The organism is Streptomyces sp. NPDC031111 (assembly GCF_055570675.1).
Window position 1 is genome coordinate 225,108 of record NZ_JBVIGS010000001.1, and the last position, 24,923, is coordinate 250,030.

23 protein-coding genes and 1 tRNA gene are annotated in these 24,923 nt (G+C 73.2%); 11 read left to right on the forward strand and 13 right to left on the reverse strand.

From position 1 onward, the window contains the following. Positions 1-62: 62 nt before the first annotated feature. A complete protein-coding gene (locus tag ACZ470_RS01070) occupies positions 63-560 on the forward strand; it encodes a DUF3830 family protein (RefSeq protein WP_468423205.1) in 498 nt (165 codons plus the stop codon). Positions 561-680: 120 nt separating this feature from the next. Here the strand turns inward: ACZ470_RS01070 and ACZ470_RS01075 are convergent, their stop codons facing one another. Further along, positions 681-2,057: an amidase gene (locus tag ACZ470_RS01075; RefSeq protein WP_468423207.1), complete on the reverse strand. Its 1,377-nt coding sequence runs from the start codon at positions 2,055-2,057 to the stop codon at positions 681-683. A 17-nt stretch (positions 2,058-2,074) separates the two neighbouring features. Continuing rightward, a complete protein-coding gene (locus ACZ470_RS01080; RefSeq protein ID WP_468423209.1) occupies positions 2,075-3,022 on the reverse strand; it encodes a D-2-hydroxyacid dehydrogenase in 948 nt (315 codons plus the stop codon). 161 nt (positions 3,023-3,183) lie between these two features. Here ACZ470_RS01080 and ACZ470_RS01085 point away from each other — a divergent pair, with 161 nt between their 5' ends. The 3 genes from ACZ470_RS01085 (at position 3,184) to ACZ470_RS01095 (ending at position 6,134) form a co-directional block, all read left to right on the forward strand. Beyond that, a complete protein-coding gene (locus ACZ470_RS01085) occupies positions 3,184-4,026 on the forward strand; it encodes a maleate cis-trans isomerase family protein (RefSeq protein WP_468423211.1) in 843 nt (280 codons plus the stop codon). Further along, positions 4,023-4,754: a maleate cis-trans isomerase family protein gene (locus ACZ470_RS01090; protein WP_468423213.1), complete on the forward strand. Its 732-nt coding sequence runs from the start codon at positions 4,023-4,025 to the stop codon at positions 4,752-4,754. Before ACZ470_RS01085 ends, ACZ470_RS01090 begins: the two co-directional genes overlap by 4 nt. A gap of 279 nt (positions 4,755-5,033) precedes the next feature. Next, positions 5,034-6,134 (forward strand): LLM class flavin-dependent oxidoreductase, encoded by a 1,101-nt coding sequence (locus tag ACZ470_RS01095; RefSeq protein ID WP_468423215.1) that lies wholly within the window; start codon positions 5,034-5,036, stop codon positions 6,132-6,134. On the opposite strand, the gene ACZ470_RS01100 is transcribed toward ACZ470_RS01095, so the two are convergent. After that, positions 6,110-7,966: a putative bifunctional diguanylate cyclase/phosphodiesterase gene (locus ACZ470_RS01100; RefSeq protein WP_468423217.1), complete on the reverse strand. Its 1,857-nt coding sequence runs from the start codon at positions 7,964-7,966 to the stop codon at positions 6,110-6,112. The genes ACZ470_RS01095 and ACZ470_RS01100 overlap by 25 nt on opposite strands. Positions 7,967-8,414: 448 nt before the next feature. On the opposite strand from ACZ470_RS01100, the gene ACZ470_RS01105 reads away from it, so the two are divergent. After that, the gene (locus ACZ470_RS01105) at positions 8,415-9,632 is read left to right on the forward strand and encodes a M6 family metalloprotease domain-containing protein (protein WP_468423219.1); all 1,218 of its coding nucleotides are present in this window, start codon (positions 8,415-8,417) and stop codon (positions 9,630-9,632) included. Positions 9,633-9,691: 59 nt separating this feature from the next. On the opposite strand, the gene ACZ470_RS01110 is transcribed toward ACZ470_RS01105, so the two are convergent. From ACZ470_RS01110 to ACZ470_RS01145, 8 genes are all read right to left on the reverse strand, one after another. After that, a tRNA-Lys gene (locus tag ACZ470_RS01110) sits at positions 9,692-9,765 on the reverse strand. Further along, positions 9,756-10,331, reverse strand: a complete 576-nt coding sequence (locus ACZ470_RS01115; RefSeq protein ID WP_468423221.1) for a bifunctional DNA primase/polymerase — start codon at positions 10,329-10,331, stop codon at positions 9,756-9,758. The genes ACZ470_RS01110 and ACZ470_RS01115 overlap by 10 nt, the downstream gene beginning before the upstream one ends. Positions 10,332-10,437: 106 nt before the next feature. Continuing rightward, positions 10,438-10,803, reverse strand: coding sequence for a hypothetical protein (locus ACZ470_RS01120; protein ID WP_468423223.1), 366 nt, complete (start codon positions 10,801-10,803; stop codon positions 10,438-10,440). A gap of 125 nt (positions 10,804-10,928) precedes the next feature. Next, complete coding sequence (locus ACZ470_RS01125) at positions 10,929-11,255, reverse strand: hypothetical protein (RefSeq protein ID WP_468423225.1); 327 nt, start codon at positions 11,253-11,255, stop codon at positions 10,929-10,931. 195 nt (positions 11,256-11,450) lie between these two features. Continuing rightward, positions 11,451-12,800, reverse strand: coding sequence for an AAA family ATPase (locus tag ACZ470_RS01130; protein ID WP_468423226.1), 1,350 nt, complete (start codon positions 12,798-12,800; stop codon positions 11,451-11,453). Continuing rightward, on the reverse strand, positions 12,797-14,398 hold the full coding sequence (locus tag ACZ470_RS01135) for a hypothetical protein (protein WP_468423228.1): 1,602 nt from the start codon (positions 14,396-14,398) through the stop codon (positions 12,797-12,799). The genes ACZ470_RS01130 and ACZ470_RS01135 overlap by 4 nt, the downstream gene beginning before the upstream one ends. Further along, positions 14,389-15,588, reverse strand: coding sequence for a hypothetical protein (locus tag ACZ470_RS01140; protein ID WP_468423229.1), 1,200 nt, complete (start codon positions 15,586-15,588; stop codon positions 14,389-14,391). The genes ACZ470_RS01135 and ACZ470_RS01140 overlap by 10 nt, the downstream gene beginning before the upstream one ends. Next, entirely contained in the window at positions 15,479-16,438 is a 960-nt protein-coding gene (locus ACZ470_RS01145) for a phosphatase PAP2 family protein (RefSeq protein WP_468423231.1), read from the reverse strand. Before ACZ470_RS01145 ends, ACZ470_RS01140 begins: the two co-directional genes overlap by 110 nt. Positions 16,439-16,628: 190 nt before the next feature. Between ACZ470_RS01145 and ACZ470_RS01150 the strand changes: the two genes are divergently transcribed. Then, positions 16,629-17,225 carry a histidine phosphatase family protein gene (locus ACZ470_RS01150; RefSeq protein WP_468423232.1) on the forward strand — a complete coding sequence of 199 codons (597 nt, stop codon included), beginning with the start codon at positions 16,629-16,631 and terminating at the stop codon, positions 17,223-17,225. Between the two features lie 138 nt (positions 17,226-17,363). Here ACZ470_RS01150 and ACZ470_RS01155 read toward each other — a convergent pair whose 3' ends face one another. Continuing rightward, on the reverse strand, positions 17,364-18,815 hold the full coding sequence (locus ACZ470_RS01155; protein WP_468423234.1) for a hypothetical protein: 1,452 nt from the start codon (positions 18,813-18,815) through the stop codon (positions 17,364-17,366). A 256-nt stretch (positions 18,816-19,071) separates the two neighbouring features. Here ACZ470_RS01155 and ACZ470_RS01160 point away from each other — a divergent pair, with 256 nt between their 5' ends. After that, positions 19,072-19,458 carry a hypothetical protein gene (locus tag ACZ470_RS01160; RefSeq protein WP_468423235.1) on the forward strand — a complete coding sequence of 129 codons (387 nt, stop codon included), beginning with the start codon at positions 19,072-19,074 and terminating at the stop codon, positions 19,456-19,458. A 129-nt stretch (positions 19,459-19,587) separates the two neighbouring features. Then, complete coding sequence (locus ACZ470_RS01165) at positions 19,588-20,448, forward strand: spermidine synthase (protein ID WP_468423236.1); 861 nt, start codon at positions 19,588-19,590, stop codon at positions 20,446-20,448. A gap of 28 nt (positions 20,449-20,476) precedes the next feature. Here the strand turns inward: ACZ470_RS01165 and ACZ470_RS01170 are convergent, their stop codons facing one another. Beyond that, positions 20,477-21,031 carry a hypothetical protein gene (locus ACZ470_RS01170; RefSeq protein ID WP_468423237.1) on the reverse strand — a complete coding sequence of 185 codons (555 nt, stop codon included), beginning with the start codon at positions 21,029-21,031 and terminating at the stop codon, positions 20,477-20,479. 110 nt (positions 21,032-21,141) lie between these two features. Here ACZ470_RS01170 and ACZ470_RS01175 point away from each other — a divergent pair, with 110 nt between their 5' ends. The 3 genes from ACZ470_RS01175 to ACZ470_RS01185 all read left to right on the forward strand — a co-directional run bounded on the left by ACZ470_RS01175 (position 21,142) and on the right by ACZ470_RS01185 (position 24,818). Then, the gene (locus ACZ470_RS01175) at positions 21,142-21,846 is read left to right on the forward strand and encodes a response regulator transcription factor (protein ID WP_468423238.1); all 705 of its coding nucleotides are present in this window, start codon (positions 21,142-21,144) and stop codon (positions 21,844-21,846) included. Further along, entirely contained in the window at positions 21,843-23,255 is a 1,413-nt protein-coding gene (locus ACZ470_RS01180) for a sensor histidine kinase (RefSeq protein WP_468423239.1), read from the forward strand. The genes ACZ470_RS01175 and ACZ470_RS01180 overlap by 4 nt, the downstream gene beginning before the upstream one ends. Before the next feature lie 108 nt (positions 23,256-23,363). Continuing rightward, positions 23,364-24,818: a glycoside hydrolase family 18 protein gene (locus ACZ470_RS01185; protein WP_468423240.1), complete on the forward strand. Its 1,455-nt coding sequence runs from the start codon at positions 23,364-23,366 to the stop codon at positions 24,816-24,818. The last annotated feature ends 105 nt before the right edge of the window (positions 24,819-24,923 follow it).

The following is a 24,923-nucleotide window of genomic DNA, read 5'->3' on the forward strand; positions in this document are numbered from 1 at the left end:
CGGCCAGTTTCGGCCCCGTTCGGCGGTCCGGCGGTCTTGACCCGCGCGGGACCATGGGGGACATGGCAGACCGATACCTCGAGATCTCCCTGGTCAAGCGCGGGATCACCTGCACGGCCCGGCTGCTCGACGACCGTGCGCCGATCACCTGCGAAGCCGTCTGGAATTCCCTCCCGCTGTCCGGCGACGTCTACCACGCCAAGTACGCCCGCAACGAGATCTACGCCCTCTTCCCGCCCTTCGCGGAAGCCGAGCCACCCCTGGAGAACCCGACAGTCACCCCCATTCCGGGCGATCTGTGCTATTTCTCCTTCGCGGGCGCCGAACTGGGCACGAAGTCCTACGGCTACGACCGCGAGGTCCGCCCCGGAACGACACTCGTGGACCTGGCCCTGTTCTACGAACGCAACAACCTCCTCCTGAACGGCGACGTGGGCTGGATCCCCGGCACGGTCTGGGGCCAGGTCGTAGAGGGCCTGACCCTCATGGCCAACGCCTGCAACGACCTATGGCGCACAGGCGCGGCCGGCGAAACCCTCAGCTTCCGCAGAGCGAGGTAGCTGCGGGCAGTCGTGCCTCCCCCAGTGCCTTAAGGGCCTGGGAGGTGCCCCCAGGGCGGCACGGGTGGGCGCAGCGGCACCCCGCCAACGCGGGCAAGTGACCCGTACCCCCGCGGCCCACTACTCGTACAGCGCATGCGCAGCCCGCAGCACCAGATCGTCCCGATGCCGGGCAGCCACCAGCTGAACCCCGATGGGCAGCCCGTCGGAATCCGTACCGACGGGCACCGTCGCCGCAGGCTGCTGCGTCATGTTGAACGGATACGTGAACGGCGTCCACCCCGTCCACCGCCGATGCCCGGACCCCTTCGGCACCTCCACCCCCGCCTCGAACGCCGTGATCGGCAGTGTCGGCGTGACCAGCAGGTCGTAGGTCTCGTGGAAGCGCCCCATACGCCGCCCCAGGTCCATACGGACATCCACCGCGGCCAGATAGTCCAGCGCCGAGTACCGCGCCCCGGCCCCGCAGATCTCCCGCAGCCCGGGATCGAGCAGCCCCCGCTGCTCCTGGGTCAGGTGCTGGACCACCCGCGCCGCCCCGGCGAACCAGAGCGTGTGGAAGGCCTCCACCGGCTCGCTGAAGTCGGGATCGGCCTCCTCCACGTACGCGCCGAGCCCGGCCAGCCGCTCCACCGCCCGCCGCACGGCCGCCGCGACCTCCGGATCCACCCGCACCTGCCCGCCCAGCGACGGCGAGTACGCCACCCGCAGCCCGCGCACCCCGCCCGCGAGCCCGTCCGAGAAGGGGCCGGGCGCCGGTCCCAGCGCCGACCAGTCGCGGGAGTCCGGCGCCCCGATCACATCCATCAGCAGCGCCGCGTCCGCCGCGTCCCGGGTCATCGGGCCGACGTGCGCCAGCGTGCCGAACGCGCTCGCCGGATACAGCGGCACCCTGCCGTACGTCGGTTTCAGCGCGAAGATCCCGCAGAACGCGGCCGGGATCCGGACACTGCCCCCGCCGTCCGTGCCCAGCGCCAGCGGTCCCGCGCCCAGCGCCACGGCCGCCGCCGCGCCCCCACTGGATCCGCCCGCCGTCCGCGTCGGGTCGTGCGGATTGCGGGTGACCCCGCTGAGCGGCGAGTCCGTCACCCCCTTCCAGCCGAACTCGGGGGTCGTCGTCTTGCCCAGGAACACCGCGCCGTGCTCGCGCAGCCGGGCGACCGAGGGCGCGTCCTCGTCCCAGCGGCCGGCCGGGTCGATCGTCCGTGAGCCCTTCAGGGTCGGCGCGCCGCGCAGCAGCAGGATGTCCTTCACCGTGACCGGCACCCCGTCCAGCAGCCCGCACGGCTCACCCCGCCGCCAGCGCTCCTCCGACGCGGCGGCCCGCTCCAGGGCGTCCTCGGTGAGCAGCCGGACGAACGCGTTCACCTCAGGCTGGATCGCCTCGGCCCGTTCCAGCGCCGCTCGGGTCGCCTCCACCGGGCCGAACTCGCCCCTGCGGTAGCCGTCGAGGAGCTGTACGGCGGTCAGCTCGGTCAGTTCGGTGACGTCGGACATCCACCCTCCCGGGAAGGTCAGTGGCCGGGTACATACCCGCGCTGCTTGTCGACCACGTTCGGCAGGGGTTTGCCCGCCGCCCACAGCTCGTACAACTCCACGAACTGCGCGCCGAGTTCGTCCCGCCAGCCGACCGTGTCCCCGCTCATGTGCGGCGACACGACCAGCCCCGGGAGCCGCCAGAGCGGGCTGTCGGGGGAGAGCGGCTCGGTCTCGAAGACGTCCAGCGCGGCGCCCGCGATCCAGCGCCGCCGCAGCGCCTCGGCCAGCGCGTCCTCCACGACCAGCTGCCCCCGGCCGACGTTGACGAAGTGCGCGGACGGCTGCATCACACCGAACCGGCGGGCGTCGAACATGCCGCGCGTCGACTCCGTCAGCGGCGCCGCGGCGATCACCCAGTCCGCGCGGGCCAGCAGCCGGTCCAGCTCCTCCGGGCCGTGGACGCCGGTGCGCGGGGTGCGGCCGACCAGGGCGGTCGTGATCCCGAGCGCGGTGAGCGTGCCGGCGATCGCCCGGCCGATCGGCCCGGAGCCGACCACCACGGCACGGGTGCCGGCGACCCTGCGGGACTCCCGGTGCCGCCAGGTCCGCTCCCGCTGGAACTCCAGCGTCCGCGGCAGGTCCTTGGCGAAGGCGAGGACGAGGGCCGCGACGTACTCGGCGATCGGCCGGTCGAAGATCCCGCGCGCGTTGGTGACCACGGTGTCGGAGGCGGCCAGTTCAGGGCTGAGCAGATGGTCCACGCCCGCGCTCGCGGTGTGCACCCAGCGGGGCCGGGGCCCGCCGCCCGGCCACGCCTCGCGCACCGCGTGCGAGGTGAAGTCCCACACCAGCAGCACGTCCGCGGACGGCAGACGCTCGGCGAGCGTCGAGGCGTCCGCGTGCTCCACCCGCACGCGGCCCGTGAGCCGGCCGAGCCGGGGGAGGGGGTCGGCGTCCAGGACGAGCAGCGTGGGGGTGGTCATGAGCCGCCGTTTCTCCGGGCTGGCCGGGGTTTTCGGGAACGGAATGGCCGGAGTCTGAGATGCGCGGATTGACCACGCTCGCACCCCAACCTACCGTCGTCAACACGGGCGTTCTCGCGATCCGTTGTGTGCTCGTCTCCCAGCGTGAGGCCGGTGCTGACATGGACGTCTCCTTTCTCGGCGGCCCCGGCCCGCAGCGCGGTGTCGGTGTCGTCGCCCCCTTCGACTTCGCGCTGGACCGCGAGCTGTGGCGCTGGGTGCCGGACGAGGTGTCCCTGCACCTGACCCGCACGCCGTACGTGCCGGTCGAGGTGAGCCTCGACCTGGCGCGGATGATCAGCGAGCACGAGACCCTCGGCGACGCGGTGCGCACGCTCACCGCGGTCGCGCCCGAGGTCGTCGCCTACGCCTGCACCTCGGGCAGCTTCGTCGGCGGGATCGTCGGCGAGCGCGCGATGTGCGAGGCGATGAGCCGGGCCGGCGCGGTGCCGGCCCTCACCACCTCGGGCGCGCTGCTGGAGGCGCTGGTGGAACTGGACGTACGCCGGGTCGCGCTGGTCACGCCGTACACCGTGTCCGTCACCCGGTCCCTGGAGAGCTATGTCGCACGGGCCGGTGTCACGGTCACCGGGTGCGCGTACATGGGCCTCACCCGGCAGATCTGGAAGGTCACCTACCGCGAGGTGGTCGACATGGCCCGGCGGGCGGCGGTCCGCGGCCGGCTCGGCGCGGCGGACGCGCTGTTCCTCTCCTGCACCAACCTGCCGACCTACGACGTCATCCCGCAGCTCGAAGCCGAACTGCGCATACCGGTCATCTCGGCCAACCAGGTGACCATGTGGGCGGCGTTGCGCCGATTGGGTACCCGGGCGGTGGGACCGTATCAGGCGCTGATCGACACCTCGGCGCGCTCCGGGACCGTACTGCCGGGCCAGGCGTCCGGCTCCGTACTGCCGGACGTGCCGGACGTGCCGGAAGAGAAGCAGCAGGAAGGCTGGACATGACCGCACTGGGATTCCTCTACCCGGGCCACTCCGCAGAGGACGACTATCCGCGTATCGAGCAGCTGCTGGGCAGCGATGTCCGGGTGGACCTGGTGCACACCGACATCGGTGAGGACGCCCATCGGGTCGACGCGCTGCTGGAGATGGGATCGCCCGAGCGGCTGGCGGCCGGACTCCAGCAGCTGCGGCTGGCGGGCGCGGAGGCGGTGGTGTGGGCCTGCACCAGCGGCAGCTTCGTGCACGGCTGGGACGGCGCCCACGAGCAGGTGCGCAATCTCGCGCGGGCGGCGGGCATGCCGGCGTCGTCCACGTCGTTCGCCTTCGTGCACGCGCTGCGGGAGATCGGGGCGCGGCGCGCAGCCGTCGGCGCGACCTACCCGGAGGACGTGGCCCGGCTCTTCGCCGACTTCCTGCGGGCCGACGGGGTGGAGGTGACCGGGGTGCGCAGCTCCGGGATCATCACCGCGGCGGAGGTCGGTACCTGGGGCGAGGAGGAGGTGTTCGCCCTGGCCCGGAGCGCCGACCACCCGGACGCGGAGGCCCTGCTCCTGCCGGACACGGCCCTGCACACGGTGGCCCACATCCCCGCGCTGGAGAAGGAACTGGGCAAGCCGGTCCTCACCGCCAACCAGGTCACGGCCTGGGAGTGCCTGCGTCTGACAGACCGTAGGGTGAACGCGCCGGGGCTGGGCGCCCTCTTCACGCGGGAGCCGATCGTCCAGGTCTGACCGCTCCGCACACGGAAGAACCCCGGTCCCGCCGAAGCGGGGCCGGGGTTCTCGTCGAGCGCCGGGCAGGCCTTGCACCTGCATCTCCCCACAGGAAGTGGGGCGTCTTTCCTTGGACCACCAACGCACTGCCCATCACCGGGGCAGATCCCCGTGATCAGGCAGGATGATCATACCGCAGTCCCGTCCGGCCCGCACACGCCCGCGCCCGGGAATAACCGGGGACTCTCTCCTGTTACGTGGCGGAGCGAACGTCACACCCATAGGAGGCACCCCACCATGGCCGCAGACGCCGCAGAGGAGATCCGGGGCACCGCCCACGGCACCGCACCCGTCCCGCTCTCCGTGCTGGACCTGGTGACCGTCGGCGCCGGCCGGACCGCGAGCGACGCCCTGCGGACCAGCGTGGACATCTCACGCCTCGCCGAGGCCCGCGGCTTCCACCGCTACTGGGTCGCCGAGCACCACTCCATGCCGGGCGTCGCCTCCTCCTCGCCCGCCGTGATCCTCGCGCACCTCGCCGCGCACACCGAGCGCATCCGCCTCGGCTCCGGCGGGGTGATGCTGCCCAACCACGCGCCGCTGGTCATCGCCGAGCAGTTCGGCACCCTGGAGGCCATGGCCCCGGGCCGTGTCGACCTCGGCCTCGGCCGCGCCCCCGGCACCGACGGGGCCACGGCGGCGGCCCTGCGCCGCAGCGACCGGCTGAACGAGGGCGCCGACGACTTCCCCCAGCAGCTCGCCGAGCTCACCCGCTTCCTGGACGACGACTTCCCCGACGGCCACCCCTACCGGCGGATCCACGCCGTGCCCGGCCCGGTGCAGGCGACCTCGCCCGGCGGTGTGCAGTCCCCGCACCGCCCGCCGATCTGGCTGCTCGGCTCCTCCGGCTTCAGCGCCCGGCTGGCCGGCATGCTCGGCCTGCCCTTCGCCTTCGCCCACCACTTCTCGGCGCAGAACACCGTCCCCGCGCTGGACCTCTACCGCGAGACCTTCCGCCCGAGCGAGGTCCTGGACGCGCCCTACGCCCTGATCGGCGTCTCGGCCCTTGCGACGGACGACGAGAAGGAGGCCCGCCGGCAGGTGCTCGCCGCGGCGCTGAACATGGTGCGGCTGCGCACCGGGCGCCCCGGCCTCGTGCCGACCCCCGAGGAGGCGGAGGCGTACGACTTCAGCCCGATGGAGCGGGAGTTCGTCGACTCCTGGAACGCCAACGTCATCCACGGCACACCCGACGAGGTCCGCACCGGCCTGGACGAACTCCAGAAGCGCACCGGCGCCGACGAACTGATGCTCACCGCCAACGCCCACGGCGGTGACGTACGCCTGCGCTCCTACGAACTCATCGCGGACGCCTACGGATTGCCCACGCCCGCCTGAACCCCGGGCGTGCCCAGCAGCTCGGAGATGCGGTCCGGCGACACCGGACGGGAGTACAGCCAGCCCTGACCGGTGTCGCACCCGATCCGGCGCAGCCGGGTGGCCTGCGCCGAGGTCTCCACGCACTCCGCGGTGACCGTGAGCCCGAGCCGGTGGGCCAGCTGCACCATCGCCTCGACGATGACCTCGTCGGCCGGGTTCGGCGGGGCGGCGGCGCGCTCCTCGTACTGGAAGCCCCGGACGAAGGAGCCGTCCAGCTTCAGCACCGACACCGGCAGCCGGCTGAGGTAGGCCAGGTTCGAGTAGCCGGTGCCGAAGTCGTCGATGGCGATGCGTACGCCCATGTCGCTGAGCGCCTTCAGGGCCTGGAGCGGCCGGCCGGACGAGCCCATCACCGCCGACTCGGTCAGCTCCAGCTGGAGCAGCTCCGGCGCGAGGCCGGTCTCCTCGAGGGTGTCGGCGACGTCCGACACCAGGTCGGAGTCCCAGACCTGACGGACGGCCACGTTCACGCTGACGAAGATCGGCGGCTCGTCCGGGTGCGTCAGTTGCCAGTCGCGGGCCTGACGGCAGGCGGTGCGCAGCACCCAGCGCCCGAGCGGCACGATCGAGCCGTCCTCCTCGGCGAGCGAGATGAACCGATTCGGCGTCAGGGTGCCGAAGCGTGGATGGTGCCAGCGGACCAGCGCCTCCACGCCGTGCACCCGGTCGTCCTCCATGCCCACCAGCGGCTGGTACTCCAGCGCGAACTCGCCCCGGTCGATGGCCGGGCGGAGCGTGGAGGCGAGGGCCTGACGGGTCACCCGGGAGGCGTTGCGCTCCGGGTCGAACAGGGTCCAGCGGGCCTTGCCGTCGGCCTTGGCCCAGTACAGCGTGGTGTCGGCGGCCTGCATCAGCGCGGTGGGAGTGGTCCCGGCGGCATGCCGCTCGACCACTCCGATCGACGCGGAGACCGACAGCCTCCGGCCGGAGAGGTCGAAGGGCGCCTGGATCGCGTCGAGCAGCGACTCGGCGAGGTCGGCGAGCTGTTCGGTGCCGGTGGAGTCCTCGACCAGCAGCGCGAACTCGTCCCCGCCGAGCCGGGCGACCAGCGGGGTGCCCGTCCTGGCCGTCTCCTGCGCGCAGCTCCTGAGCCGTTCGGCGACGGCGGCCAGCAACTGGTCCCCGACGCGGTGGCCCAGGGTGTCGTTGACGGCCTTGAAGCCGTCCAGGTCGAGGTAGCACAGCCCGATCCGGCCGGTGCCGCTCTCCTCGTACGACTCCGCGTCCAGCGCGGCGGTCAGCCGCTCGAAGAACAGGGTGCGGTTGGGCAGCCGGGTCACCGGGTCGTGCATGCGCAGATGCCGCAGGCGTTCCTGGAGTTCCCGGTGGTCGCTGATGTCGGCGACCGACAGCAGGACGCCGTCGTCGTCGGCGGGCAGCGGGGCGATCGTCACCCGCACCCACAGCGCGTGCCCCTCCGGGTGCTTCAGCCGACGGGTGCAGCGCAGCCGGGCCCGGCGTCCGCGAAGCAGCTCCCGGTAGGCGTGCCAGGTACGGGCGTCGGAGGCCAGGTCGACCAGGTCGGCGGCGACGGCACCGGCCAGGGTGTCCGGGTCGCGGCCGAGCAGTGCGGCCAGGGCCGCGTTGGCGCCGGTGACCATGCCCTCGCGGTCGACCACGGCCATGGCGAGCGGCGCGGCCGTGAAGACGGAGCGGTACGACGGGGACGGTGGCGGGGGTGACTGGGGCGGCGGGGGTTCCGTACGGGGAGACGTAGCGATCTCACTCTCTGTGACGGTCGGCGGGTCGAGTTCTGTCGTGGGCGCCGGCCCTTCGGACGTTCCGCTCACCGCTCGCTCCCGCAGTGCACTCGATCGCTGTCCGTGCAGAAATCCCCGAGTCTCAGGAAAGTGTGCCGATCATAGAGGCCCACGTCCGGCCCTTCCAGCCACTGTCCGGTCCCCAGGACGCATCCGCATCTCTGCCCGATCGTTTCTGCTCGGGGGTGGACGGCTTCTGTGGGCCTCCGACCAGTTGTGACGTTCCGTGAGTGCGCGGGGTGCCGGTCCCGCCCGGTCCCGTCCGGATCGCCGTCATTCTCACCCGTCCGGTGCAGCCGAACAGGGCGTAGTACGACAAACACACACAGTCTGGGTGCGGTGTCCCGTGAACCGTCTCCCGGAGGTCCCCGTGCCGCGTCAGCCCACCCCGAGAGGACTCGGCCGTGAGGCTTTTCGGGGACGACCGGGACGACTGGGCCGATCGGGTGTACGGCCGCGGCTGCGCAGCACCGCCGCGATGTGCACCACCATGTCGGCGCTCGCGGCGACCTCGCTGGTGAGCGTCCCCTCCGTCGCCGAGCCCTTCTCGGCCGCGCCCTGCGCCCTCACCCGCACCGACGCCCACCACTCGGAGGGCCTGGACACCTGGAACGCCGCCTACCCCCGGCCGGCCCGCCGGCTGGACGCGGTGATGGTGTTCCTGTCGTTCCCCGACTCGCACCCCCTGACCACGCCCGCCGAACTCGCCGCCGACCACTTCCCGGCCACCAGCCACTTCTTCGAGCGGGCCTCCTACGGCAGGTTCAGTCTGCGCCCGCACCCGCTGCGGCAGTGGTTCCGCATGCCGCGCCCCTCCACGGCGTACGCCATACAGCGCGACTGGACCGTCGCCCACCGCGCGGCCTATCTGCGCGACGCCCTCGCCGTCACCGACCGGCACGTCGACTTCTCGCGCTACGACGTCGTGTACTTCGTCGCCGACCCGGACGCGCCCGGCGTGGACTCCGACGCCACGAAGGTCGTCAACCTGGACCGGCCGCTGCGCGCCGACGGCACCGACATCCGCCGCGTCGTCACCGTGTTCGAGAACCATCCCCCGGACCGCCTCGTCCTCGCCCATGAGACCGGACACGTCTTCGACCTGCCCGACCTCTACCACCGGCCCGTGGACGGCAAGGGCGACTGGGACACCCATGTCGGCGACTGGGACCTCATGGGCAGCCAGTTCGCCCTCGCGCCCGATCTCTTCGGCTGGCACAAGTGGAAGCTGGGCTGGCTGGACCCCCGGCAGGTGCGGTGCGTGCAGGAGGCGGGGCCGGTGCGGCTGACGCTGGAGCCGCTCGGGGCGGGGCCGGGAACGCCGGTGACGGGTGCCGCCGGGGCGCCGTCCTTCGGTCTGGGACGGGGCACCAAGCTGGCGGTGGTGCGCACCGGCCCCGACAGCGTGCTCGCCTTCGAGGCCCGCGGGCCGGTCGGCAACGACGCCAGGGCCTGCCGGCAGGGGGTGCTGGTGTACAGGGTGAGCAGCGGCACCCGGTCCGGGCGCGGCCCCATCGAGGTCGTCGACGCCCATCCGCGCACCGAGGCGTGCTGGGAGGACTCGGTCTACCCGCCGCTCGCCGACGCGCCGGTCGCCCTCGGCGAGAGCTTCACGGTGCCGGGGGAGTCCGTACGGGTGGAGGTGGAGGGGCGTACGGCCTCGGGGGCGTGGACGGTGCGGATCACCACGGGATAGCCGCCCGCACCCGGGTACGAAAAAGGCCCCCCGCTCTCGCGAGGGACCTCTTCGTGTCGTGCGCCGCCAGGGACTCGAACCCCGGACCCGCTGATTAAGAGTCAGCTGCTCTAACCAACTGAGCTAGCGGCGCCTGCTGACGTCGTAGACATTAGCATCACGATCCGCGGGAGGAAAAATCGATATCCGCACCGCCGCGCGGGCCGCCCGCACGGCCGCCCACAGCAGTACCTCCGGGCCCGGCAGCCAGGGGTGACGGGTGTCCGGGGCCACCAGCCAGCGGGAGCCGGAACGGGCGGTGGGCGCGGGGACGGTCACGGCGTCACCGGTGCCGTGGCACAGCAGCGGGGGAACGCCCTCCGTGCGTGCGCCGTGCGCGCCCCACTCCTCCCACCGCATGAGGGTCGGCAACCGGTGTGCCGTGCCCGGCGCGGCGAAGAGCAGCATCCGCCCCCGGAACTCGGCCACCGGGCCCGAGCCCGGCCCCTCGGTCCACATCCGGTCGAGCATCCGCCGCCCGAAGATCGTCGGCGCGCTCACCACGTCGAAGACCACACCGCAGGGCAGTACGACCGGGGCGTCCGGCCGCTCCCCCCAGTGCGAGAGCGTGCTGCGCGGATACGCACCCGCCGAGGCGAGCCAGGAGGCACCGTCCGGGGTGACACCGCTGACGTCGGAGGCATTCCATGCGCTGCTCATGACGCATATATCTACCCGCCGTGAGGGAACGGTTCCGATGAGTTGCCGGAATCGGGGACGCGGGGCCGCGAGGGGGAGTATCGTGCGCGCCCGGCATATGCCTGCCTCATACGGGGTCGGCGTGCCCCAGTCCTTCTCCGCCGCGCATCAGGTCCCGGCCGAACTCGACCATCTTCTTCGCGTAGTCCTCGGTCCACTCGGCGCGCTCGGCGATGTCCGCCGGCGTCAGCCGGTCGAAGCGACGGGGGTCGGCCAGCTGGGCCGCCGCCATCGCCTGGAACTCCGTCGCCCGGTCCGCCGCGGCACGGAACGCGAGCGTCAGCTCCGTCGACCGCTCCAGCAGCGCACGCGGATCCTCGATCGACTCCAGGTCGAAGAAGTGCTCGGGATCCGAGGCCGCCTCGGCGGGCTCGAACAGCAGGGGCGCGGGGCGTAGCCGCGGCTGGTCCCGGCGCGGCGTGTGCTCCGCCATGACTTCTCCTTCGTACGTCGCGGTCGACCCCCTGGATTGCGGGCCACCGTCCATTGTCCCGCGCCCCCGCAAGAGGGCCGCGTGAATGGCTTCCCTGGCCGTCCGGGCTGTATGCGCGCGCGAAGTCAGACCCTGCCCTCTGCGATGGCCCTCTCCAGGTCGACGTCGACGCAGAGCAGCCGGACGTGGGCCTCCGCCGGCACCTCCTTCACGGCCGCCTGGATCCCCCTCTTGAACTCCGGCTCCCAGTACCGGACACCGGAGATGATGACCGGGTGGGCCGTGCGGCCCAGCACCATGAACTCTCCGTCGTGTTCCAGCAGCGACAGGGTCACTTCCTCGCCGAGGCGCTCGTCGACGATCCGCTCGTGGACCGCTTTCCGTACGTCCTCGGCTTGCTCACGGGAGACGAGGCCACGGACGTCCAGCTCTATGCGAAGGTTCACAGACATGGCGGCGATCCTAGTGACGCCACGGATCAGGTCCGCCGGCTCACCCGGTGTTCGGCGAGGTGCGCCGGCACCGCGTGGTTGGCTTCCCAGCCGTCCGGGCTGTATTCATCGGCCGCCTCCGGCGGCGTGCCGGACTCCGTCCGGCGGGTGAGGCTGTGGGAGCGGGTGTGCGTTGGGCGGGCGTGGGGGTGCTGGTCATGGGCGCCAGGCCACCCGGTGTTCCGCCAGGTGCGCCAGCACCGCGTGGTTCGCCTCCCAGCCGTCCGGGAACTTCACCAGCGTGCCCAGCTGGACCGGTTCCGTGGACGGGTAGTCGTCCAGGAGGTCGCTCACCCCCTCGCGGCAGACGACGATGCAGGCGTGGCGGTGGCGGGAGGCCAGGACGCACAGGCGGCCCGTCTCCAGGTGGAAGGCGGTGGCGTCGGGGCGGCCGGAGAGAGGGTGCAGGACGACCGTGACGTCGTACTCGCGGCCCTGGAGCCGGTTCGCCGTGTCGACGGTGACGTCCGCCACGCCCAGTTCGGCGAGTGCCGCCCGTACCGCCGCCGCCTGGTCGCGGTGCGCGGTGCCCACCGCGACGCGGTCGGCGGTGAGGGGGGTGGGGTCCGGCGAGCGTTCGGAGGCCGCCGTGCCCTCGCGGTCCAGCAGACGGCGGACCACCAGCGCGACCGCGCGCACCGCCTCCGGGTCCGTGCGCGGCGTGTGCCGGGCCGGCAGTTCCAGGAGGCCCCAGCCGGACTCCGCGGCCTCGTCGATCACCCGGTCCGGGCCCGTGCCGTCCGACGGGACGGAGAAGGCGAGCCGGCGGTCGCCGTGACCCGTGCCACTGCGGAACGGCGTGTACGGGTAGAAGGCGTCCGAGACCAGGGGAGCCGCCGACGCCGGGAGTCGCCAGGACACGGGCAGCCGGTGCTGCGGCAGCTCCGGGTTGTGCGCGAGCAGCGTGGTGACCGCCGACGCGGACGGGTCGTACGACAGGCCCGCCCACTGCTCGCTGCCCACGATGGAGAAGGGGTCCAGCTGGCCCGGGTCGCCGACGAACAGCGCACGCTCGAACAGGTTGGCCACCGCGAGCAACGCGTCCGAGCGCATCTGGTACGCCTCGTCGACGATCGCGTGCCCCCAGGGTTCGACGCCCTTGACGTGCGCCCACTTCGCCGCCGTCGAGATCACCACGGGCAGCCCGGTGAGATCGGCGGCCTTCGCCGACTTGCGGACGTTGTCCAGCGCGTCGAGGGCCTTGTCGTACGGGTCGGTGTCGCTGCTGTGCAGCCGGCCCACCGGCAGCTCGGGGTTCTTCTCGGCGAGACGCAGGACCAGATCGTCGACCTGCGCGTTCGTCTGCGCCACCACCATCAGCGGACGCCCCGCCTCCGCCAGCTCCAGCGCCGCCCGCACCACCAGCGTGGACTTGCCGGCGCCGGGCGGGGAGTCGACGACGACACCGCGCGCGGTGCCGCGCAGCGTGTCGCGGAGGATCGCGTCGGTGGCGCGGGCCGCGGCCGCACCCGGGTCGAACACGGCCTGCCGGGCAGGGGCGGTCACAGCACGTCCTCCTCGGTCACCGGGTCGGCGGCCTCCGGTACGGCCTCCTCACCGGGCGGACCGCCATGGGTCCACGGGGTCTCCTCGGGGTCGGGCAGTTTCGCCCCGCCGCGCGGTTCGTGCTCGAACAGCGTGAAGCACAGGCGGTCGCCCTTCTCCGGCACGGAACCCTCCTCCGGCTCCTTGCCGCGGCCCATCCTGTCCATGATCCGGAGGACGAGCAGGCCGTCCTCCGGGCCGTCCTCGTAGCCGACGAACTCCGCCGTCTGCGGCTTCCCGCCCAGCGAGCGGTACGCCCTGGCCCGCTCGCCGAGGTGCGGGCGGTCGTCCGTGCGGACGGTGACCAGGGGGCGCGGGCTCGGCCGCTTGCTCTCGCTGTACGCCATCACCACGTCCACCACCTCGCCCGCGAACGCCTCCCCGGACAGCCGCCGGGCCGCCATCACCAGCGGGTCGTCGAGCGCCTCCTGCGCCTCCAGCCGGGCCTGCTCCCGCTCGCGCGTGGCGAGCTTGTTCGCCGCGGTGACCGCGTCGTCGCGGCGCGGCTGCGGCGGCTCACCGGCCAGGACCCGGTCCCGGTGACCGGTGAACGACCAGCGGTCGCGCGTCCACCGCTCCTCGACCCGCGCGCCCTCCGGCAGCTCCGCCAGCAGGTCGAGGCCCCGCCACACCGCGTCCCAGGTGGGCCGGGTGCGGCTCTCCACCAGCGCGCGGATCTCCCGCTCGGCGGCGGTCAGCGCGCCCAGGCGGTCGTCCGCCTCCAGACCGTCCTCCGCCGCCGCGAGCGCCGTACGGGCACGGTCGTAGCGCTCGATCGCCGGGGCGAGCAGCTTGTTGTCGAACGCGGGATCGGTCGCCGGGCCCGCGGGTGGGCACCGCAACTGCCCGTCGGCGTCCCGCGCGAGCTCGGCCTCCCGCGCGGCCTCGGCACCCGAGCGCCCCTCGGGCGGGTCGATCCAGGCGAGCAGCGCCCCCAGGTGCTGGTCCTCCAGGGAGGACTGCCCGGTCGCCCAGTGCCGGGCCAGTACGTCGCTCATGGCCAGCAGCAGCGAGGAGCCGGGCACCCGGGCCCGCTCCCCGAAGTGCGTCAGCCACCGCCCCAGCAGCGGCACCCGGGGCGGCGCCGGGAACGGGGCCTCCGGGTCCTGCTCCGCCGTGCGCCGGAACCGCATGGAGCGCCCGAGCAGCCGTACGAGGTCGATGCCGGCCCGGCTCGGCACGATCAGCTGCGGCGCGTCCGCGCACAGCTCGACCTCGACCTTGACCCGCTTGCCGGTCTCCGGATCGGTCTCGGAGCGCTCGGCGGCCTCCACGACGTCCGCGAATCCGTCGACGTACGGCAGCACCACGTCGGCCAGCTCGGCCAGGAACGCGAACCGCAGATCGCGGTCGCGCGGCTGCGGCACGGCCAGCAGCCGGGGCGCGTCCCGGTCGGTGCCCACCAGCGCGCCGAGCGGGGCGCCCGCCTCACCGGCGGTGATCAGCGGGACGAACACCAGGGGCCGCTCGGACAGATGCCGGTGCCGGACGGTGGCCGCGGGCTGCGCGCGGCCGGTGCTGACGGCCTCGAGACGGGCGAGGGTGGTGATCAGGGACAAGGGGCCACCTCCAAGGCACCCGCTGCCAGTGCCTCCGCGCGCAGCGCCGCCGCCCTGCGCAGGGCCGCCACCGCCGGATCGTCCGGGTCACCCGCCTCGCCGCGGGCCGCCGCCAGCACGTCCCCGACCGTCGTCAGACCGCCCAGCTCCGCCCGTACCGGGCGGCCCAGGCGGGTCACCGCGCCCTCCGCGCGGGAGCGGTCCCGGCAGTGGAAGGCCAGCTCGCACGCGGACAGGCACTCCGGCGCGTAGGTCGCCGGCACCGATTCCACGGCCTCCGCCAGACGCTCGGGGGGCAGCTCCGGAGAGAAGCACGTGCCCTCGGGCAGCGCGTCGGCGATCTCCTCGATGCGGGTGAGCCGGGCCAGCTGGCGGGCGGTCACCGCGCGCTGCTTGCGCACGTCCACGGCGGACGCGGTGGGCAGGTTGGAGAAGTCCTTCGGGCACACCAGCAGGATCCGGTGCCGCACCCGCGGGGCCGGATCGAGCCGCGCGGCGACCTGCTCCAGGGCCAGCACGTACACCGCCGCCTGGCGTGCCGCCGCGCCGACCTTCGCCGGGTCCGCGGCGCCGTCCAGCATCGGGAACGACTTGATCTCCACGACCGTCCAGCTGCCGTCCGGGTGCACCACCACCGCGTCCGGCTCCAGGAAGGCCGGGGAGCCCGCGACGTCGAGCGCCAGCATGGGGTGGTCGAGCAGCGTCCACGCGCCGGGCGCCTCGGTGGCCTCGCGCAGCGCCAGCTCCGTACGCGCCGTGCGGCCCTGTGGGCCCTGGGCGGTGAGATCGGGGACGCGTGCTTCGGCGGGCGGTTCGGCCGCGCGGTCCAGCTTCTCGTGGGCGAGGCGCAGCAGTTCCGTACCGCCGTCCGCCTTGACCTTCGCCTCGAACGCGTTGCCCCGCACGAACGCGAACTGGGACTGGCCGAAGACCGACGGCGAGCCCAGCGCGTCCGCCAGCACCGCCTTGTTCACCCCGGCGCCGTCGAGGATCGCGCGCCGTCTGCAACCCGGGTTGGCGGCGAGGGCGGCCAGGGCGCGCGCGTCCAGCGCCTTGGCCTGGACCTCGGGGCCGCGCAGCTCAGCGAGCCGGTGCCGGAGCGCCTTCCCCCGTGTCCGCGGGGGAGGTACCCGGTTCGCTTCCTGGTCCGTACCGCGACTCGGGGTGCCGCTGCCGTGGAAATCGCTCACCCGCGGAAGTCTGGCATCCGGCACTGACAATCGGGGAACGAGTGGCGGAGGAGTCCGCCGGGACGGCCGCGGGGCGGGGCAGGAAGCGGACCTTCGCCCGGTCCGCGTACCGCGTCACGACCGGGGCCAGCAGCAGGCCGGCGCCCATGACGGCGGCGCCCGCGGCCGCGTCGAGGAAGTAGTGGTTCGCGGTGCCCATCACCACGATCGTCGTCACCAGCGGGTAGACGACGGCGGCCGTCTTGGTCAGGCGCGTACGGCCGTAGCGCCACAGGATCACTCCGCACCACAGCGCCCAGCCCACGTGCAGGCTCGGCATCGCCGCGTACTGGTTGGTGAGTCCGCCGAGGCCCCGCGGGGCGCTGGCCTCGCCGGCCCACCAGCCGTACGCGCTGTAGTGGGCCATCGTGTCCACGAAGCCGTGGCTCGCGTCGAGCAGCCGGGGCGGGCAGGTGGGCAACAGGGTGAAGCCGATCAGACCGATGAAGGTCGAGGTCATCAGCCAGGTGCGGGCGGCGCGGAAGTGCGCCGCGCGGGAGCGGAACAGCCAGACGAGGATCGCCGGGGTCACCAGGTAGTGCAGCGAGGCGTACCAGAAGTCGGCGGGTATCCCGAGCCACGGTTCACGGGTGAAGAGACGGTTCAGCGGGTGCTCGGCGTTCAGGTACAGCGCCTTCTCTATGCGCAGGATCGCCAGCCCGTGGTCGACGGCGTCGGAGACGTCGCCCCGGACGACCAGTCGTCCGGCCGAGTAGCAGGCGTACACCAGGAGGATGAGCGGCAGCTCCGTCCACCAGCGCAGCCGGGTCGCCGGGGCAACCTCGGTGCCCGGTGTCTCGGTGTGCGGCATCCGATCGCTCCCCCTTCGTCCTCGCGCGGCGTTCCGTCGGCGGCCAGCCACTCTACGGTGTGTGCGCGTCCCCCCGTGAGACGCCCTCGGCCCTCATAGACGCGGAGATCGCCCGCCGGGTTGCCCGCGACCAGGGTGCGCGATGATGGGTGGGTTCCGCCTGCGAATTTTCATCCGGAAGGTCTCTCCCATGGCACCGCGCATCCTGCTGGCCCGGCACGGACAGACCGAGTGGTCGCTGTCCGGCAAGCACACCGGCAGGACCGATGTGCCGCTCCTGGAGGAGGGCCGGCGGGGAGCCAAGCTGCTGGGCGAGCGGCTGCACCGGGCGCCGTACGACGGGCTGGCCGGCGTCGAGGTGCGCACCAGCCCGCTGTCACGCGCGCGGGAGACCTGCGAGCTGGCCGGCTTCGGTGAGCGCGCGGAGACCTGGGACACGCTGATGGAGTGGGACTACGGGGCGTACGAGGGCATGACCCCGGAGGAGATACAGGCGGTGCGGCCCGGGTGGCTGATCTGGCGCGACGGTGTTCCCGAGGGGGAGTCGTTGGCCGAGGTGGCTCGGCGTGCGGACGAGGTTGTGGGGTGGGCTCGGTCCGCGGATCGTGACGTGCTGGTGTTTGCGCACGGGCACATTTTGCGGTCGATCGGGGCGCGGTGGCTGGGGTTGCCGATCGGGTTCGCGGCGCGGATTCGGCTCAATCCGACGTCGTTGTCCGTGCTGGGGTGGGCGTATGGGGAGCCGGCGATCGAGTCGTGGAACGAGCAGGGGCATTTGGCTGGGTGACGGTTGCGGGGCGCCCGGTGTGGGGGCTGGGCGGGGGGTGTTGCGCAGCCCGGCGCTTGCGTGGTGCCGCCTGCGCCCACCCGTGCCGCCACAGCGGCACGACTGCCCGCAGCCTGGCGGCGGCACGACTGCCCGCAGTTATGTCGTTCTTGGTAGGGAGGCGTGGCGGTCGAGGAAGGTGGAGACTTCTGTGGCTCGGCGGTGGGGGAGTAGGACTCGGGCTGTGCCTGCCAGCATCGTGCGTACTCGGGAGGACTGGACCTCGTTCAGGAGGTCGAGGACCTGCATCCCGGCTTCCGCGGCCTCGTCCGGACGGCCTCCGCGGGCCAGGTCGTCCGCCAGCTCCGCCGTGTACAGCGCGATGTTCCGGGTGAAGTGCGGGTCCTGGAGTTCGGCGGCCCGCCGTGCGTGGCGCGCCGCCCTCGGCCAGTCGCCCAGCGTCGACCAGCACTGCGCCTCCAGCCCCTCCAGCTCCGCCTCCCCGTAGAAGCTCATCCACTCCGGGTCCGCCTCGGACGACCCCCGTTCGAAATACGCCTGCGCCCGGACCAGCGCCTGCTCGCACCCCGTGCGGTCGGCCAGCCCCGCCCAGCCGCCCGCCTCGCGCAGCGCCAGCAGCGACATCAGCCGGGGTGAGCCCAGCGGCCGCGCCACCCGCTGCGCGGCCTGCGCCGCCCGTACCGCCTCCCGGGGCCGCCCCGCGTCCCGCGCGAGGAACGCCGTGTTGCAGAAGGCGTGCGCCTCCACCGCCGGATCCCCCGTCACCCGCGCGGTCGCCAGCGCCTCCGCGTAGTGCGAGCGCGCGTCGTCGAAGCGGCCCGAGTCGTGCGCCAGCCACCCCACCGAGATGGCCAGCTCCCCGGCGCCCGAGTACAGCCGGTCCGCCGTCCGCTGCCGGGTCGCCCCCGCGTCCAGCAGCGCGTAGGCGGCACGCAAGGGGGCCGCCGCGCGGCGGTACAGCCCGTCCGCTCCGTGCCGGTCGTCCAGCAGCCGGATCCGGCGGACGGCTTCCTCCAGGGCGCCCGCGTCGCTCGCCCCCGCGCGGCGCACGGCGCGCTGCGCGGCCGAGGCGTCCGGGGCGAACCCGTAAGGGCTCAGCGAGGCGGCGGCCACCGTGGCGCCCCCGCCGGTCATGAATGCGCGACGCAGCACGTCGCTCTCCTCGTGGTCGTGCGTGTCGTACGTGTCGTACCGGTCCTGCGTCTCATACGGCTCGTACGCCCCGCTGTTCTCAGTCGTGGCGTTCGCCGGGTTCTCGGTGCGGGCCGGGGGTGTGCCGTCCCCGGCGGCCCGCGCCCCGCGCCCGCGGACCGACGAACGGGGCGCGAAGCCCAGGTCGGTCAGCGTGCGGCCGGGGAACATGTGCAGGAACACCCGTTCGTAGGCGTAGTTGGGGCAGCGGATCTCGCCCGCCTCCACCCGGTGCACATACCGAGCGTCACAGCTGACCCGCTCGCCGATCTCGCGAGCGGCCCGCCGTACCGCCGCGGCGAACTCGGCCGGCGAGCGCGGTCCGCGCAGTCGCCGGAAGACGATGTTCGGCCGCGGGGGCCGCTGTGGCTGGGACGAGGGCACCGTTGACGACGCCATGGCCGGGTCCTCTCTGCGAACCGTCGAACCATGCCGGAATCGGGGTGACTTGTCCGTGTGCTGCCCTGTTTCCGGCGGGCTAGAACGTACCTGCTGTGACGGAGTCACCACGCGGAGTTTGGCAACAATCCGGATATGTCCTCCGCGATCTGCCATGAACTGCCATCCTTTGCGGCGGACTTTCGGCGTAGCCGTTGACGTTCCGGTTCGTTGAGCCCTGTGGACCGGGGGCCCGATGTGTGCGCTGGAGGCCGGGATGACGACCAGTCGGAGCAGGGAATCGTCAACGCTGCCGAGTACGGACTGTGACGTGGTCACGGTGCCGGCGCGGCAGGGTCTGGAAGCGGTCGACATCCTGCGGCGCGGGGCCGGGGACGCGGTGGGGCCCGTACTGCACGACGACGGCGGGGACACGCTCGGCTTCCTGGTGCCGCCGGGGACGGCCGCGGCGTGGGACGTGCCGGGGAGTACGTGTACGGAGACCGATGGGCGTGGGCTGTGTCTGGTTCCCGAGCCCGGGGTGGAGGGGTCGGACTGGCTGCTGCCGCCGGACGAGGTGGAGCCGGCGACGGATCCCGCGGTGCTGCGGGAGGCGCTGGACGCGGCCCAACGGATGATCGAGGCGGCCGACGGTTGTACGTGAGCGTGTCCGCTCAGGGGTTTCCTTCGCCCCCGCCGCCCCTTCCCGTTCCCGACCTCTCCGGGGGCGCTGCCCCCGGGCCCCCGCTCCTCAAACGCCGGAGGGGCTGTCAGGGGATGGGAAGATGAGGGGATGGGAAGGGCCAGGAAGAGTGGGCGTGCGGCGGAGGACGTCGTCGAGGCTGTCGATGGTGGGCTCGCCCGGCTCGTCCCCGATCGGGAGCGGGTGCGGGGCTGGACGTTGTTGATCGACGACGCGCCGCAGTCGCACGTCGACCTCGACGACCCGGCGCACCTGTCCTTCGAGTACCAGCGCCGGTTCGGTCACGTCGTCGATCTCGTCGCCCCGCCCGGCAAGCCCCTGCACGCCGTGCACCTCGGCGGGGGCGCGTGCACCCTCGCCCGCTACGTCGCCGCCACCCGCCCCCGCTCCACCCAGCAGGTCGTCGAGAGGGACGCGGCGCTGGTGCGACTGGTCCGGCGGGAGCTGCCGTGGGACCCCAAGGCCCGGATCCGGGTGCGCTCGGTCGACGCCCGTGAAGGGCTCGCCAAGGTGCCGGACGGCTGGGCCGGACTCGTCGTCGCCGACGTCTTCAGCGGGGCCCGCACCCCGGCCCACCTCACCTCGACCGAGTTCCTCGACGACGTCCGCAGGGCCCTCGCCCCCGGCGGGGTCTACGCCGCCAACCTCGCCGACGGGCCGCCGCTCGCGCATCTGCGCGGCCAGATCGCCACCGCCGCCGCCCGGTTCGCCGAACTCGCGCTGATCGCCGACCCCGCGGTGCTGCGCGGCAAACGCTTCGGCAACGCCGTCCTGGTCGCCTCCGACGCGCCCCTGCCGATCGCCGAGCTGACCCGCCGGGCCGCCTCCGACCCGCACCCGGGCCGCGTCCAGCACGGCAGGGACCTCATCGACTTCACCGGCGGGGCCGCCCCCGTGACGGATCTGGCGGCGGTCGCCTCACCGGCGCCGCCCGCGTCCGTCTTCCAGTGACCGGCCGACCGGTTGACGGCCGGTTCCGTCAGTACGTTCCGATCTCCACCCGGGGCGGGCCGTCGTGCCAGGTGCAGAAGGCCGACACCCGGTCCGCGCCCGAGGTGAACTCCACCCGGATCCACGTCTCCGTCTTCCACACCTGCATCGACCAGCCGGCGCCCGGTGTCGCCGACACCAGCGACGCGGAGGTCTCGCCGAGGTCGAACACCGCCCGGCCGCCCTTGGTGTCATAGCTCTTCACCTGGCCGGAGGCGGCCGGAGCGGCGGGGGAGGGGGACGGCGGGGGCGCGGTGGACCGGGACGGGGCGGGGTCCGGTGCGCGGGACTCCTCGTCCGGCGCGGCCGACGGATTCCGCGACTGTTCCGAGTCCTTCGGACCTGCCGTCCCGGACGGCCGCCGCGTCGACGACAGCACCGGTTCCGACTGCTCGGGGGCCTCGTCGGCCGCCGCGATGGGCAGGGCGCGGGGCGGGTCGTAGGCGGTGCCCGCCATCACCGTGCTGACGCCCCACCAGGACAGCGTGACCGCCGCGCCCGTGGCGAGCAGCCAGGCCAGTACGTGTACGAGTCCTCTGCGCATCGTCGGGCCATACTGCCCCATCAGCCTCAGGAGTGTCGCGCCTGCGGAGGTATCCGGAGTTATCCACAGGCCCGCACCCCGCCCACCTGGCATGGCGTACGGTGCCGCCCATGGCAAGTGTTCTCGTGGTCGAGGACGACCAGTTCGTACGCTCGGCGCTCATCCGGCAGCTCACCGACGCCTCGCACACCGTGCGCAGCGTCGGCACCGCGCTGGAGGCGCTGCGCGAGGTCGCCCACTACCGTTTCGACGTGGTCGTCCTGGACCTCGGACTGCCCGACCTCGACGGCTCCGAGGCACTGAAGATGCTGCGCGGCATCACGGACGTACCGGTGATCGTCGCCACCGCCCGGGACGACGAGACGGAGATCGTGCGGCTGCTCAACGCCGGCGCGGACGACTATCTGACCAAGCCGTTCTCGGTGGAACACCTCTCGGCCCGGATGGCGGCCGTGCTCCGCCGGGCCCGCACCGGCGGAGGGGAGGCGGCCCCCTCCCCGGTCATCCGCGTCGGCGGCCTGACCGTCGACCCCCTGCGCCGCCAGGCCGAACTCGACGGCGTACGACTCGACCTGACCCGCCGCGAGTTCGACCTGCTCGCCTTCCTCGCCGGCCGGCCCGGTGTCGTCGTGCCCCGCAAGGAACTCCTCGCGGAGGTGTGGCAGCAGTCGTACGGCGACGACCAGACCATCGACGTCCATCTCTCCTGGTTGCGCCGGAAGTTGGGCGAGACCGCCGCCCGGCCCCGTTATCTGCACACGCTGCGGGGCGTCGGCGTGAAGCTGGAGCCGCCCGGAGCGGAGCCCTCGCGATGAGATGGGCCCTGGTGAAGGTGTCGCTGGCGGTGACCGCCATGGTCGTCGTCGCCTTCGCGGTGCCGCTCGGTCTGGTCATCCGCGAGATGGCCCGCGACCGCGCCTTCGCGGGCGCCGAGCGGGAGGCGGCGGCCGTCGCCCCCGCGCTGTCCATCACCACCGACCGCGCCCAGCTCGAACGCGTCGTCGCCTCCGCAGGCTCCGACGCCGCGATGGCCGTGCACCTCCCCGCCGGCGACGGCAGGGAGGCCCTGGACATGGGGCAGCGGCGGGCCGCCGAGGAGGACATCGCGGCGGTGCGGAAACTGGGCCGCGCCTCCACCTCCACCGTGTCCGGCGGCTCGGCGCTGCTCCAGCCGGTCGCGCTCAGCACCGGCGAGATCGCCGTGGTCGAGGTGTTCGTCCCCGAGTCCGAGGTCACCAACGGCGTCGGCACGGCCTGGGCGGTGCTCGCCGGGGTCGGGGTCGCGCTGATCCTCGGCTCGGTCGCGGTCGCCGACCGGCTGGGCGTACGGATGGTGCGGCCCGCGCAGCGGCTGGTCGAGGGGGCGCACGAACTGGGCGAGGGGAAGCTGGGCGCGAGGGTGCCCGAGGAGGGGCCGACCGAACTGCGGCTGGCGGCGGTGGCGTTCAACTCGATGGCCGACCAGGTCGTCCAACTGCTCGCCAACGAGCGGGAGCTGGCCGCCGACCTGTCCCACCGGCTGCGTACGCCGCTGACCGTGCTGCGGCTCAACGCCGCCTCTCTCGGCGAGGGACCGGCCGCCGAGCAGACCCGGGCCGCCGTCGAGCAACTGGAGCGGGAGGTGGACACCATCATCCGCACCGCCCGGGACGCCAAGCCGCAGACCGCCGCCGCGGGGCCCGGAGCCGGCTGCGACGCGGCCGAAGTGGTGCGCGAGCGGATGGCGTTCTGGTCGGCGCTCGCCGAGGACGAGGGCCGCAAGTGGCGGGTGGCCGGGGCCGACCGGCCGGTGCGGATACCCGTGGCCCGCGCCGATCTGGCCGCCGCCCTCGACGCGCTGCTCGGCAATGTCTTCCGGCACACGGCCGAGGGCACCGCGTTCGCGGTCGACGTGCACAACGGCGAGGACGCGGTGATCGTGCTCGTCTCCGACGCGGGCCCCGGCATACCCGACCCGGAGGCGGCGATGGCCCGCGGCCGGGGCTCGGGCAGCGACGGTTCCACCGGGCTGGGCCTGGACATCGTGCGCCGGCTCGCCGAGTCGACCGGCGGGGACGTACGGATCGGCTCGTCCGTGCTCGGCGGGACCGAGGTGCGGATCTGGCTCCAGCTCGACGGGCGCGAGCGGGCGCCCCGACGGCGCGGGCACCGCGGAACCGTGCGCCGCCGCCGTGGACCGGGTCGGCTGGTCGCCTCCTTTAACCGGCCCCGATCCCTTCCTTAAGCGCACCCTAAGATCGCCGACGGCCTACCGGATCAGGAAATTTGTCCGGTTCCGCATCGCTAGCGTGCTGCCGCACACCCCCCGAACGGCAACGAAGGCAGGCACGCGATGAGCACGCACCGGCGCAGGATCAGCGGCAGGAACAAGGCGATCGGCGCGGTGGTCGCCGCGGCCGTGGCGGGCGGCGGCGCGTTCGTGTTCACCAGCACCGCCCAGGCGGCCGGGGTCGGAGCCGTGTACACGAAGACCAGTGAGTGGTCGACCGGGTACACCGCCCAGTACGTGGTGACCAACGACAGCGGCGAGCGCGACCAGGACTGGAAGCTGGAGTTCGACCTGCCCGCCGGCACCGAACTCGGCTCGCTGTGGAACGCCGAGTCGAGTGTCAGCGGCAACCACGTCACCGTACGGCCGGCCAAGTGGGACACCGACGGCCTGGGCGCCGGGGAGTCCGTCACCGTCGGCTTCGTCGTCAAGGGCACCGCCGACCCCACCGGTTGTCTCGTCGACGGCGCCGCGTGCTCGGCGGACGGCGGCGCCACCCCGGAGCCCAGCGGCCGTCCCACCGACGCCCCCACCCCGACCACGCAGCCGACCCCCACCGAGGAGCCGACGCGGACCGAGGAGCCGACCGCCGAGCCCACCGAGAGCACCGGCACCGGGACGGGCACCGCCGCCGGGTTCGCGCCGTACGTCGACACCTCCCTCTTCCCCGCCTTCGACCTGGTCGCGAGCGCGGAGGCGACCGGCGTGAAGGACTACAACCTCGCCTTCATCACCGACGGCGGCGGCTGCACCCCCAAGTGGGGCGGCGTCAGCGGGCTCGGCGACAACGCGGTGGCCGCCCAGATCGGCGCGCTGCGCGCCAAGGGCGGCGACGTCCGCGTCTCCTTCGGCGGCGCGGCCGGCTCCGAACTCGGCACCACCTGCGCCTCCGCCGACGCGCTCGCCGCCGCCTACACCAAGGTCGTCGACGCCTACGAGCTCACCAAGGTCGACTTCGACGTCGAGGGCGGCGCCCTGCCCAACGCGGCAGCCAACACCCGCCGCGCGCAGGCGATCGCCCAGCTCCAGAAGGCCCACCCGGACCTGGACGTCTCCTTCACCCTCCCGGTGATGCCGGAGGGTCTCACCCAGGACGGCGTGAACCTGCTCGCCGACGCCAAGAAGAACGGTGTGCGGATCGACGCCGTCAACATCATGGCGATGGACTACGGCCCGGCCTACAGCGGCGACATGGGCACCTACGCCGAGCAGGCCGCCACCGCCACCCAGGCCCAGATCAAGGGCGTCCTCGGACTGAGCGACGCCGACGCCTGGAAGACCGTCGCCGTCACCCCGATGATCGGCGTCAACGACGTCGTCACCGAGATCTTCAAGGTCGACGACGCCACCCAGCTGGTGAACTTCGCCAAGTCCAAGGGCCTCGGCTGGCTGTCCATGTGGTCCGGCACCCGTGACCAGCAGTGCCCCGGCGGCACCAAGCCGGCCGCCGACCCCACGTGCAGTTCGATCCTCCAGGACAAGTTCGCCTTCACGAAGGCGTTCGCGGCGTACAACTAGCGCACGCGAGAGGCCCGGACGCGCGACAGGCCCGGACACACGAAACGGGGCGCGGCACTCCCCTAGGGTGCCGCGCCCCGCCCCCCGTTCCCCGTCCCCCGTCTC